Source organism: Mesorhizobium sp. AA22 (assembly GCF_001672375.2).
GTDB classification, from domain to species: Bacteria; Pseudomonadota; Alphaproteobacteria; order Rhizobiales; family Rhizobiaceae; genus Mesorhizobium; species Mesorhizobium wenxiniae.
Genome location: NZ_CP048406.1, coordinates 1 through 11695, shown reverse-complemented (window position 1 = coordinate 11695; position 11695 = coordinate 1). Strand labels below are relative to the sequence as shown.

The window sequence follows — 11695 nt, the reverse complement described above, 5'->3', positions numbered from 1 at the left end:
GCCCGTTTTCATTTTCACGACAAGCCCAGCTGCATTTCGAGGTCGAAGAATGTCCGCCGAGCCGCTGAAGACACTGTTCCATCCGTTCGAGGTCGAGGCTGTCTCCCTGCCGCGTAAGGGCGAGCGTATCCTCTTTCTGGGCGCCGAACCGGGTTTCCGCCTGCCCGAAGGCTTCGATGCAGCACTGCATCTGGTGCAAGGCTTCCGCCCGCATTTTCGCGCGCTGCAGGGGGCGGGCTTCGCGGTAATGCCGCGCCTGGAAGGCGAAGGTTTCGACGCGGCATTGGTGCTTGCCGGCCGTCATCGCGGGCAAAACGAATTGCGCATCGCTGAGGTGATCGAGCGTGTGAGGCCGGGCGGGTCGATTGTCGTCGCCGGCGCCAAGGACGATGGCATTGCCAGCCTGCGCAAGCGCATCGACGAACTTGTGCCGCTCGATGGCCATTTGCCGAAGCATCACGGCATCGCCTTCTGGTTCCGTCGACCGGCCAACGCCGCGGTAGCGGCAGCGCTTTGCGCCGCCAATCCAACCCTTCTGGTCGAGGGCCGTTTCCGCACCGCGCCAGGCATGTTCTCTTTCGGCAAGATCGATGCAGGTTCTAGATTGCTGGTGGACAATCTGCCCGGCGACCTGCGTGGCAACATTGCCGATTTCTGCGCCGGCTGGGGCTATGTGGCGGCCGAGGTCGCCGCCCGCTCACCTGGCATATCGGCGCTCGATCTCTACGACGCCGAGTTCGATGCGCTGGAAGCGGCGAAAGGCAATATCGGCAATACAGCGGCGGAACCAAATTTCTTCTGGATCGATCTTTTGAGCGAGCCGGTAGAGCGGCGCTATGACGCCATCGTCATGAACCCGCCCTTCCATCGCAGCCGGGCAGCCGAGCCGGAGATCGGCGCCGGCATGATCCGCACGGCAGTGAAGGCACTGAAGCCGGGTGGGCGGCTGTTCATGGTGGCGAACCGTCAGCTGCCCTACGAGCCGGTGCTGGCGGCCGCCTTCTCCAGTCACGCCGAGATCGCCCGCGATGGCCTGTTCAAGGTTCTCGCGGCGCGCCGCTGAACGCGGAGTCCAGTGCAGATCGGCAGGCGCCGTTCGCGAATCTATGGCCGCGCTCTTCGACCAGTCTGCTTGCCGGCAAGGCCGCCGCATTTTTACGGGCCGAATTAATCTCGTACGTTGTCGGTCCGCTTCAACTCGTCGAGCGTCGGCATCGAGACGATGTGGTAGCCGGAATCGACATAGTGGATTTCGCCGGTGACGCCCGACGACAGGTCGGACAGGAGATAGAGGGCGGAGCCACCGACTTCGTCGATGGTCACTGTACGGCGCAGCGGCGAGTTGCGCTGCTGGTAGGAAAACATATGGCGTGCGTCGGAAATCCCGGCGCCGGCCAGCGTCCGCACCGGTCCCGCCGATATGCCGTTCACTCTGATGCCGCGTGGGCCGTAGTCGTTGGCAAGATAGCGGACGCTTGCTTCCAGCCCGGCCTTGGCCACGCCCATGACGTTGTAGTTCGGCATGACGCGGACGGAACCCGCATAGGTCAGCGTGATAATCGAGCCGCTGTCCTTCATCAGCCTGGCGGCATGACGGGCGACCTCGGTGAAGGAGTAGCAGGAGATGACCATGGTGCGGATGAAATTGTCGCGGCTGGTGTCGGCGTAGAGGCCCTTCAGCTCGTTCTTGTCGGAAAAGCCGATGGCATGGACGACGAAGTCCAGCCCGCCCCAGGCCTGGTCCAAGGTCTCGAAGGTAGCGGCAACCGATGCGCTGTCCTCGACATCGCAAGGGACGACCACCGACGCGCCGAGCTTGTCGGCGAGCGGCTTGACCCGGCGCCCGAAGGCTTCGCCCTGATAGGTGAAGGCGAGTTCCGCCCCATGTTCGGACAGTTTCCGGGCGATGCCCCAGGCGATCGAATGGTCGTTGGCGACACCCATGACAAGCCCGCGCTTGCCCTTCATCAATCCGTCCATGGTCGGCAATCCTTATGCGGAATAGCGCTGGAAAATCAGCGTTGCGTTGGTGCCGCCGAAACCGAACGAATTGGACAAAACGGTGTCGATCCTGGCATCGTCGATGCGTTCCCGCACGATCGGCATGCCTTCGAATTCCGGATCAAGCTGCTCGATATGGGCGCTCTCGCCGATGAAGCCGCCTTGCATCATTAGGATCGAGTAGATCGATTCCTGCACGCCGGCCGCACCCAGCGAATGGCCGGTCAGTGATTTCGTCGAGGTGATGAAAGGCATCTGTTCGCCGAACACCTCGCGGATCGCGCCCATTTCCCTGGAGTCGCCGACCGGCGTTGAGGTGCCGTGCGTGTTGATGTAGTCGACCGGCGAAGAGACAGTCGCCAGCGCCTGCCGCATGCAGCGCACCGCACCCTCGCCCGAGGGCGCCACCATATCGTAGCCGTCGGAGGTCGCGCCATAGCCGACGACCTCGGCGTAGATCTTGGCGCCGCGCGCCTTGGCGTGCTCGAGCTCTTCCAGGACCAGCACGCCGGCGCCGCCGGCAATGACGAAGCCGTCGCGATCGACGTCATAGGCGCGCGAGGCGGCCGATGCCCGGTCGTTGAACTTGGAGGACATGGCGCCCATCGCGTCGAACAGATCCGACATCGTCCAGTCGAGATCCTCATGGCCGCCGGCGAAGACCATGTCCTGCTTGCCCCACTGGATAAGTTCGTAACCATTGCCGATGCAATGCGCCGATGTCGAGCAGGCCGAAGAGATCGAATAATTGACGCCGTGGATCTTGAACCAGGTGGCGAGTGTCGCCGAAGCGGTCGACGACATCGCCTTCGGCACGGCGAACGGGCCGATGCGCTTGGGGCTGCCGTTCTTGAGCGTGGTTTCGGCGGCCTCGACGATGGTTCGGGTCGATGGTCCGCCCGATCCCATAACAATGCCGGTGCGCTCATTGGTGATGTCGTTCTCGCCAAGTCCAGCGTCCACGATAGCCTGGTCCATGGCGACATGGTTCCAAGCCGCACCTTGCGACAGGAAGCGCATGGCGCGACGATCGATCAGCGCAGAGGGGTCGAGCGTCGGCGCCCCCCAGACCTGGCAGCGGAAGCCGTGTTCGGCGAAGGAATTGGAGAAGCTGATGCCGGATCTGGCATCGTGGAGCGAGGCCTGCACCTCGTTGGCATTGTTGCCGATCGACGACACGATGCCGAGGCCTGTAACTACGACCCGTCTCATTCGCAACTCCTTCCAGCGCATGAGCCCGAAACCTGTCGGACAAGGATCATGCGCAAATTAAAGTTCTGCAGCTTCCTTTTGCGCGTCCCAGGGACTCGCGGCGCTGTGGAGGCGCCGGTCAGGCGGCGGCCGATTGCTTGGACAGACCCACCTTGAGATCCGTTGCTGCGTATATGGGTTCGCCATCCGCCTTCAGCCAGCCATCGGCGATACCAAGCACCAACCGCCCGCGCATCACGCGCTTGAAGTCCACGCCATATTCCACCTTCTTGACCGACGGCGTCACCATGCCTTTGAATTTCACCTCGCCGGTCGAGAGCGCCATCCCCTTGCCCGGCTCACCGAGCCAGCCGAGGTAGAACCCCGTCAATTGCCACATCGCGTCGAGGCCCAGGCATCCCGGCATGATGGGATTGCCGATGAAATGGCAGGCGAAAAACCACAGGTCCGGCTTGATGTCGAATTCCGCGCGAATGAAGCCCTTGTCGAAGGCACCGCCCGTCTCGCTGATTTCGGTGATGCGGTCGAACATCAGCATCGGCGGATAGGGGAGCTGGGCCTTTCCAGGTCCGAACAGCTCGCCGCGGGCGCAGGCAAGCAGTTCTTCGTAATCATAGCTGGATTTCGAAACCGCCATCAATCTCGTCCCCGTAATCGTCCGGGCGGTAGCGCGCCCTTGTCGTTGGTTTCCTAACACAATCTATTTCAGGCCGGAAACCGGCGTTTGCGCTTAACCTGCCCGTCTGCCTGGGTCAATGCGCGCTATTGATCGTATTCGGCCGACAGAATATATGTCGGGGGTGTCCAGTTTCGGTCGATGTTCGTTTTTTGCCATTCTGGGCATGTCTTGAGGCGAAACTGTGAGCTTGGACGGATAGATGGATCTGGGCTGCCGAAAGGAAAATGTCGCTGTGGACAAGCGGGTTCGCGACGCTGGCCTGAGGCCGACGCGTCAGCGCATTGCGCTGGCCGATCTGCTTTTCGCCAAGGGCGACCGCCATCTGTCGGCTGAGGAACTGCACGAGGAGGCGATCGCCGCCGGAGTGCCGGTATCGCTCGCCACTGTTTACAACGCCCTTCATCAATTCACCCAGGCGGGCCTTCTGCGCATCCTGGCCGTCGAGGGGTCGAAGACCTACTTCGACACCAACACGTCCGATCATCACCATTTCTACATTGAAGGTGAAAACAGGATCTTCGATATCGCCAGCGGTCCCGTAACGGTTTCCAACCTGCCGGAGCCGCCGGAAGGCATGGAAATCGCCAATGTCGACATCGTGGTGAGACTGCGCCCCAAACGCCGCGACTGATTGGCGCTTCATGAGGCCGTGAGATACCGTCTCGGCCGGGATCCCCGAACCGCCAAGAAGAGGTTAGTTCTTGACCCGTTCGCCCGGATAGGCGCCCCAGACAAGCGATTGGGCGAGCCAGCCGGTGTGGCCGTTGAAGGTCATCTCGCACCACTGGCCGTCACAGGACTTGATGGTGCCCATGGCGCCCGGCTCGATGATCGCGACGATGCTGGCATCCTTTTCTGGGTCGTCGAGAAGGTTGACTCGGGCATCTTTGCCCCGCTGCCAGGGTGCTACGATGGCCGTGCGGCGGCCTGAAAGCAGCGACTGGTTGATCCAGCCTTCCGAGCCGTCGGCATCGCGCACACGACGCCAGGTGTCGAATTCCTGGATGATCTCCATCGGCAGGCCGGGCTTCATATACATCCAGTCGACGGAATAGTTAACGCCTGGTCCGACGCGGGAGTTGACGCGGCCCGCTTTCAGGCTGACGAAACGCGGCAGCGGCAGGCCGCTCGGCCCGAGCGTTGCGCTCTGGGCGGGTGCTGCTGCATTCTGTGCCGCCACATGAGGGGAATAAAGGAGAGCGCCGAGAAATGCTGCGCTGAGGGCCAGGCGGAGCGACGCGAAACCAGACACTTTCATTCCTTTCGGCGCCGGCTCATCGGCCTTGGCGCCCCTTTTTCTTTGTCTTCGGCGGAACCTCTTGTTACATGGAGAACTGGCACCGCGACCGGCCTGCAGTTTCGCCTGTCTTGGTTAAAGAGGTCTCAACGAGGTCGGGTTTCGAGGAAACAATGGTAGGCAGAAAAAGGCCCCTCGTCGTCATCACGCGCAAGCTGCCCGACCCGGTCGAGACCCGTATGCGTGAGCTGTTCGACGCCCGGCTGAATGTCGAAGACAGGCCGATGACGCAGCCGGAACTGGTCGCGGCGGTCAAGGAAGCCGACGTGCTGGTGCCGACCATAACGGATCATATCGACGCAGCGCTGATCGCTCAGGCTGGCGACAACCTCAAGCTGATCGCCAATTTCGGCAACGGCGTCGACAAGATCGATGTGGCGGCGGCAGCGAAGAAGGGCATTTCCGTCACCAACACGCCGAACGTGTTGACCGAGGATACGGCCGACATGACCATGGCGCTAATGCTGGCGGTGCCGCGGCGGCTGGCGGAAGGCGCCAATGTGCTGACCGGCGACAAGAAATGGGCCGGCTGGTCGCCGACCTGGATGCTCGGCCGACGTATCTGGGGCAAACGCCTCGGCATTGTAGGCATGGGCCGCATCGGCACCGCCGTCGCCCGGCGGGCCAAGGCCTTTGGCCTGTCGATCCACTATCACAACCGCCATCGCGTGCTGCCGGCGGTCGAGGATGAGCTGGAGGCGACCTACTGGGAAAGCCTCGACCAGATGCTTGCCCGCATGGACATCATATCGGTCAATTGTCCGTCGACGCCGGCAACCTTCCATCTGCTCTCAGCGCGGCGGCTGGCGCTCCTGCAGCCGTCCGCTTACATCGTCAACACAGCGCGCGGCGACATCATCGACGAGGACTCTCTGGTCAAGCTGATCCAGGACGGCAAGATCGCCGGCGCCGGCCTCGATGTCTACGAGCATGAGCCGGCGCTAAACAGCAAATTGCTGAAGCTCGCCGCCAAGGGCAAGGTCGTGCTGTTGCCGCATATGGGGTCGGCGACACTCGAAGGCCGCATCGACATGGGCGAAAAGGTGATCATCAACATCCGCGCCTTCTTCGATGGCCACCGCCCGCCGGATCGCGTACTGCCGCTGCGGACGTGACCGGCCACGATCGCGGCTCGTGCGACCGTCCGTTCATCTGAGGTTAGCAAAGGCTTACGAAATCACTTTGCGCATGGTGATCGAGGTCGGACGGTCGTAGCCCTTGTGCGCCGTCCTTTCCGTTTCGCGAAAGCCGAGGCGGGCAAAGACGGCGTGATTTCCGGTCAGTTCGATCCGCGTCTGAAGCTCGATCGCAGGCTTGCCGCGGTCGCGGGCGAGATCTTCGACCGCTTGCATCAACTGCCTGCCAATGCCTCGTCCATGAAAGCCCGGTTCAACCGCGAGCTTTCCGACATAGAAATCATTGGCCCGCTCCAGAACAAAAACGCAGCCGACGATCCTGCCGTCCTTCAGCGCCGCAAAGCCCGTCTCTTGCCGGGCCTTGTCCCGAAGGTTCTCGACCGTGAGCCGATGCGCCGAGGATGGTGGATCGATGAGGCCGTCCATCGAGGCGAAGGCGCGCCTGATCAGCGCCAGCACCTCGTCCCACCGATCGAAATCGGCCGGAAGCTGCTCGGCGGAAACCAGGCTGCCCAAGATCTAGTTTCTCTTGTAGCGGATCGTGTCGAAGCGCGCGGTCAATGCATCGTAAAGCAGCAGCCGGCCGACCAGCGGCTCGCCGATGCCGGCGATCAGCTTGATCGTCTCCATCGCCTGCAGCGTCCCGATGACGCCGGTCAGCACGCCGAGTACGCCGGCCACGGCACAGGACGGTACCAGGCCCGCCGGCGGTGGATCCGGAAAAAGATCGCGATAATTTGGATTCGGGTTGCCGTCCGTGCCGGTCTCGAACGGTTTCAGCACGGTCACCGAGCCGTCGAAGCGGCCGACGGCGGCATGGACCAGCGGCCGCTTTCCCGCGGCGCAGGCGTCGGCCACCGCATAACGTGTTTCGAAATTGTCAGAGCCGTCGACGACGATGTCATAGCGGGCGACGAGGTCAGGGGCGTTGTCCGCCGTCAGCCTGAGATTGTGCAGTTTCACGGCGACGTTGGGATTGATGCGGGCGATCGCCGTTTTGGCACTGTCGGTTTTCGCCATGCCGACAGCATCGGTGCCGTGGATCACCTGTCTTTGCAGGTTCGACAGTGAGACGCTGTCGTCGTCGACGATGCCGAGTGTGCCGACGCCGGCTGCGGCCAGATATTCGAGCACCGGCGCTCCGAGCCCGCCGGCGCCGATGACCAGGACCCGCGCCCGCTTCAGTCGCTGCTGGCCGGCGCCGCCGATTTCGGGCAGCACGATGTGGCGGGCGTAGCGTTCGAGTTCTTCGTCGGTTAGCGTGGTGGTGATCATCGCCGGACCATATAGCGGAAGAAAAACCTTGTCAGGCGTCAATTCACGTCACCCGCAAAGCCTGCCCTCGGGCTTGGCCAGAGGGTGCGCAGCAGTTTTGGGATAACGATATCCAAGAAGTCAAATGGTTGGGCTAACCATGCCATGATCGACGGTCAGGAACTGCGCGCGTCCCTTGAGACTGGAAAACAGCGCCGCATCGGTTCCGGTCATGAAAGCCTGGCAGTTCAGCTCTTCGAGGATCGAGAACAGCGCGGCACGCCGGCCGCCGTCGAGATGGGCGGCGATCTCATCGAGCAGCAGGATCGGCGTCATGCCCGACATCTCGCCCGTCAGCCGAGCATGCGACAGGACCATGCCGACCAGCAGCGCCTTCTGCTCGCCGGTCGAACACAGTTCGGCTGGCATCGCCTTGGGCCGGTGCCGCACTACGAGATCCGAACGGTGCGGGCCGTCGAGCGTGCGCCCGGCGGCGCGGTCGCGATCGCGACCTTCGGCAAGCGCTTGGCGAAACCGCTCCTCGACATCGACAGCCGCGGTGGTGCCGACTTCGCTTTCCAACGTGCCCGACAGGCCGATGTCGGCTTGCGGAAACGGGCCGGCGCTTGGCAGCCTGTCGATCATGGCGGCGAGCAGGCGCACCAGTTCGGCACGCGCCGCGGCAATCGCTACACCGGTTTCGGCCATTTGCGTCTCGATCGCATCGAACCAGGCTCCGTCACGCGAGCCTTCGGCGAACAGCCGATTGCGGCCGCGCATCGCTTTTTCGTAGTCTAGCGCGCGCTGGCCGTGGCCCGGATCGATCGCCAGCACCTGCCGGTCGAGAAAGCGCCGGCGGTCTGCGGCCGGCCCGGTGAACAATGCGTCCATCGCCGGTGTCAGCCAGACGACGCGCAGCCATTCCAGCATGTCCTCCGCCGAGCGCGCTGCCGCGCCATTGATCCGCACCCGCCGGCCGCCCTCGCCAGCGGCATCGCCGCCTGCAATGCCGGTGCCGATCTCGATCGGTCCGTCCGGCCCATCGAGCCGGACATGGATGGCAAAGCCGCCGTCCCCGCCTTCGCGCGCCACGTCGGCATAAGGTGCACGGCGCAGGCCGCGACCCGGCGTCAGCAGGGAAATCGCTTCCAGCAGGTTGGTTTTGCCGGCGCCATTGTCACCGGAAAAAACCACCGCGCCGGGGTCGAGGTCGATCGACAGTGTTGCGTAATTGCGGAAGTTCGTAAGTGACAGCTTACTTATATGAGTCTGCTGGTCGCGCTCAGACTGCTTCGCAACTCCGGTCATGACAACAAGATGGCCTCGTTCGGGCCTATACCCGCATCGGCATCAGCACGTAGAGCGTGGTTTCGTCGGCCATGTCGTGGATCAGCGTCGGTGAACCGGCGTCCGCCAGCATGAATTTTGCCTCAGTGCCGGTCAACTGGGCAGCGACGTCGAGCAGATATTTGGCGTTAAAGCCGATTTCGATCGCGTCGGACGAATAGTCCGCGGCCAGTTCTTCTGTGGCGCTACCCGAATCCGGATTGTTGACCGCAAGCGTGACCTGGCCTTCACCAATCGAAAGCTTCACTGCCCGGCCGCGTTCCGACGAAATGGTCGAGACGCGGTCGACGGCGGCGGCGAAACTCTGGCGGTCGATGATCAGCTTCTTGTCGTTGCCGGTCGGGATGACCCGCTGATAATCCGGGAAGGTGCCGTCGATCAGCTTCGAGGTCAAAACGACACTGCCGATGGTGAAACGGATCTTGGTGTCGGACAATTCGGTGGTCACGGCGACGTCCGGGTCATCGACGAGCTTTTGCAGCTCGCTGACCGTCTTGCGCGGAATGATGATGCCCGGCATCCCTTCGGATCCTGCCGGCGCGTCGATCTCGGCGCGCGCCAGCCGATGGCCGTCGGTCGCTACCGAGCGCAGCTTCAGCTTGCCGTCGGCGTCATGCGTGTGCAGGTAGATGCCGTTCAGGTAGTAACGCGTCTCTTCGGTGGAGATGGCAAATTGGGTCTTCTCGATCAGGCCCTTGAGCGCGACCGAATCGAGCCGGAAGATATGCGAGAACGATCCGGCCGAAAGCGCCGGGAAATCGGATTGCGGCAGACATTGGAGACGGAAGCTCGAGCGGCCCGACGTCACCGTCATGGCGTTGCCGTCCTCGTCGGTCTTCAGCATGACCTCCGCGCCGTCGGCGAGCTTGCGCACGATGTCGTAGAGCAGATGCGCCGGAACCGTCGTCGCCCCGCCGCGCTCCACCTTGGCGGGCGTGGCTTCGGTCACCTCCAGATCGAGGTCGGTTGCCTTCATTTCGAGGGTGGCGCCTTCGGCGCTCAGCAGCACGTTCGACAGGATCGGTATGGTATTGCGCCGCTCGACCACGCGATGAACGTGGTTGAGCGACTTCAGGAGATTTGACCGTTCCAGGATAACACGCATGACGAAACAGGCTCGCTTGAACGAATGAGCGGGTCTCCGGCAAGCGGCAACCCGCGAAAGGTCTGAACAGGCTCAGAAACTGACAGGAAAAAACCCGTAAACGCAAGCCCGCGCTACCGGTTCGGACCGGTTACTCGGGCTTTCTGGGGATAAAACTGGCGAAGTCCGCTAGCCGGCGTTTTTCGGGCCGGTTAGGCCTGATCGTTGATCAGTCTCCTCAGCAATTCGAGCTCCTGCGCCAGCGTGTTGTCGACGCCTGAAAGATCCTCGATCTTGCGCACGGCATGCAGCACCGTCGTGTGGTCGCGGCCACCGAAACGCCGTCCGATCTCCGGCAAGGAGCGCGGTGTCATCACCTTGGACAGGTACATGGCGACCTGCCGCGGCTTGACGATCGTACGCGTGCGCCGGTTGGACAGAAGTTCTGTCTTCGACACATTGTAGTGGCGCGCGACGATGCGCTGGATGTCCTCGATTCGCACCCGCTTCGGCTCGCCCGAACGATAGATGTGGCCGAGGATCTCGTCGATGCGGTCGATGGTGATCTGCGGTTCGAACGACTGGCGAAACAGAAGCTGGTTGAACGCACCTTCGAGTTCGCGCCCGCTGCCGGTCACCGTGCGAGCGACATGGTTGAGGATCTCGTCCGAGATGTCGAGCGACGCATCATCGGCCTTGGCGGTGGCAAGGCGCAGCTTGAGCATGCCGATCCGCATGGCGAAATCCGGCGCCGACATTTCGAGCGCGACGCCGCCGTTGAGGCGGGAGCGGACGCGAGGCTCCAGCGATTCCAGTTCCGACGGCGGCCGGTCGGCCGCGACCACCACCTGCTTGGCGCTGTCGAGCAGCATGTTGATCAGATGGCAGAATTCATGCTGGATCGACTTGCCTTGCAGGAACTGCATGTCGTCGATGATGAGAAGATCGATGTCGCGCAGCTGTTCCTTCAGCGTCAGCGCGTTGTTGTCGCGGATCGCGGTGGCAAACCGCCACATGAAATATTCGGCGGTGAGATAGACGACACGCGACTTCGGATTCTGCTTCAGCGATTCCGCCGCGATCGCCTGCAGCAGGTGAGTCTTGCCCAGCCCCACCGTCGCGTGAAGAAACAGCGGATTGAAGCGCACCGCGCTCGACTGCGATTCCGCCACCGCTTTGGCGGCGGCGAAAGCCACCCGGTTTGACGGTCCCTCGATGAAGGAGCCGAACGTGTAGCGCGGGTCTAGCGGCGAACCGAGCACATTGTGCCGGAACTCGGTCTCTGCAGGCGTTCCCGGGCGAGGTGCCGGTACCCGCTCCAGCCTGCCGGGGCTTGCTGTTCCCGCGGCCAGCGCCGTTTGCGCTTGCCTGGTCATCTTGCGCGCCGGGGCCACTTCGGGTTCGACGCCGTTGCGCCCCGGGCGGGTAGCGGTGCGCACGACGATCTCGATCTTGAGGATTTCAGGATCCTCGTGTTTCCACAGCTCGGCGATGAGGTCGAGATAGTGGCCGTTGATCCACGAGCGCAGGAAGGCGGTGGGAACCGAGATGCGGACAATGCCCCGGGACGCCTCGGCGACCTTCATGCGTCCGAACCAGCTCGAATAGACTTCGGTTCCAAGACGCGCCTTCAACTGGGCCTTCACCCGGTCGAACTTTTGTTCCGCGTCGATGGAAGCCGACAT

Annotated in this window: 12 protein-coding genes; 3 read left to right on the top strand and 9 right to left on the bottom strand. The window is 62.8% G+C overall.

The genetic code is table 11. The features are described 5' to 3' along the window. The first annotated feature begins 49 nt into the window (after window positions 1-49). Window positions 50-1063, top strand: a complete 1014-nt coding sequence (locus A9K68_RS00060) for a class I SAM-dependent methyltransferase (RefSeq protein ID WP_065005882.1) — start codon at window positions 50-52, stop codon at window positions 1061-1063. A gap of 104 nt (window positions 1064-1167) precedes the next feature. Here A9K68_RS00060 and fabI read toward each other — a convergent pair whose 3' ends face one another. The 3 genes from fabI to fabA all read right to left on the bottom strand — a co-directional run bounded on the left by fabI (window position 1168) and on the right by fabA (window position 3850). Beyond that, complete coding sequence (gene fabI / locus A9K68_RS00055) at window positions 1168-1980, bottom strand: enoyl-ACP reductase FabI (RefSeq protein WP_065005881.1); 813 nt, start codon at window positions 1978-1980, stop codon at window positions 1168-1170. A gap of 12 nt (window positions 1981-1992) precedes the next feature. Then, a complete protein-coding gene (gene fabB, locus A9K68_RS00050) occupies window positions 1993-3213 on the bottom strand; it encodes a beta-ketoacyl-ACP synthase I (protein WP_065006126.1) in 1221 nt (406 codons plus the stop codon). A gap of 118 nt (window positions 3214-3331) precedes the next feature. Next, a complete protein-coding gene (fabA, locus tag A9K68_RS00045; protein ID WP_065005880.1) occupies window positions 3332-3850 on the bottom strand; it encodes a 3-hydroxyacyl-[acyl-carrier-protein] dehydratase FabA in 519 nt (172 codons plus the stop codon). A 241-nt stretch (window positions 3851-4091) separates the two neighbouring features. Here fabA and irrA point away from each other — a divergent pair, with 241 nt between their 5' ends. After that, window positions 4092-4523, top strand: a complete 432-nt coding sequence (gene irrA, locus A9K68_RS00040) for an iron response transcriptional regulator IrrA (RefSeq protein WP_065005879.1) — start codon at window positions 4092-4094, stop codon at window positions 4521-4523. Between the two features lie 63 nt (window positions 4524-4586). Here the strand turns inward: irrA and A9K68_RS00035 are convergent, their stop codons facing one another. Continuing rightward, complete coding sequence (locus tag A9K68_RS00035; protein ID WP_029356932.1) at window positions 4587-5144, bottom strand: SH3 domain-containing protein; 558 nt, start codon at window positions 5142-5144, stop codon at window positions 4587-4589. A 158-nt stretch (window positions 5145-5302) separates the two neighbouring features. On the opposite strand from A9K68_RS00035, the gene A9K68_RS00030 reads away from it, so the two are divergent. Then, entirely contained in the window at window positions 5303-6304 is a 1002-nt protein-coding gene (locus tag A9K68_RS00030) for a D-glycerate dehydrogenase (RefSeq protein WP_029356930.1), read from the top strand. Window positions 6305-6358: 54 nt separating this feature from the next. On the opposite strand, the gene A9K68_RS00025 is transcribed toward A9K68_RS00030, so the two are convergent. The 5 genes from A9K68_RS00025 to dnaA all read right to left on the bottom strand — a co-directional run bounded on the left by A9K68_RS00025 (window position 6359) and on the right by dnaA (window position 11695). Then, entirely contained in the window at window positions 6359-6841 is a 483-nt protein-coding gene (locus A9K68_RS00025; RefSeq protein ID WP_065005878.1) for a GNAT family N-acetyltransferase, read from the bottom strand. Between the two features lie 3 nt (window positions 6842-6844). Further along, a complete protein-coding gene (locus A9K68_RS00020; protein WP_065006125.1) occupies window positions 6845-7600 on the bottom strand; it encodes a molybdopterin-synthase adenylyltransferase MoeB in 756 nt (251 codons plus the stop codon). A gap of 120 nt (window positions 7601-7720) precedes the next feature. Further along, window positions 7721-8887 carry a DNA replication/repair protein RecF gene (gene recF, locus A9K68_RS00015; RefSeq protein ID WP_065005877.1) on the bottom strand — a complete coding sequence of 389 codons (1167 nt, stop codon included), beginning with the start codon at window positions 8885-8887 and terminating at the stop codon, window positions 7721-7723. 25 nt (window positions 8888-8912) lie between these two features. Beyond that, the gene (dnaN, locus tag A9K68_RS00010; RefSeq protein WP_065005876.1) at window positions 8913-10031 is read right to left on the bottom strand and encodes a DNA polymerase III subunit beta; all 1119 of its coding nucleotides are present in this window, start codon (window positions 10029-10031) and stop codon (window positions 8913-8915) included. Between the two features lie 191 nt (window positions 10032-10222). After that, the gene (gene dnaA / locus A9K68_RS00005; protein ID WP_245316063.1) at window positions 10223-11695 is read right to left on the bottom strand and encodes a chromosomal replication initiator protein DnaA; all 1473 of its coding nucleotides are present in this window, start codon (window positions 11693-11695) and stop codon (window positions 10223-10225) included.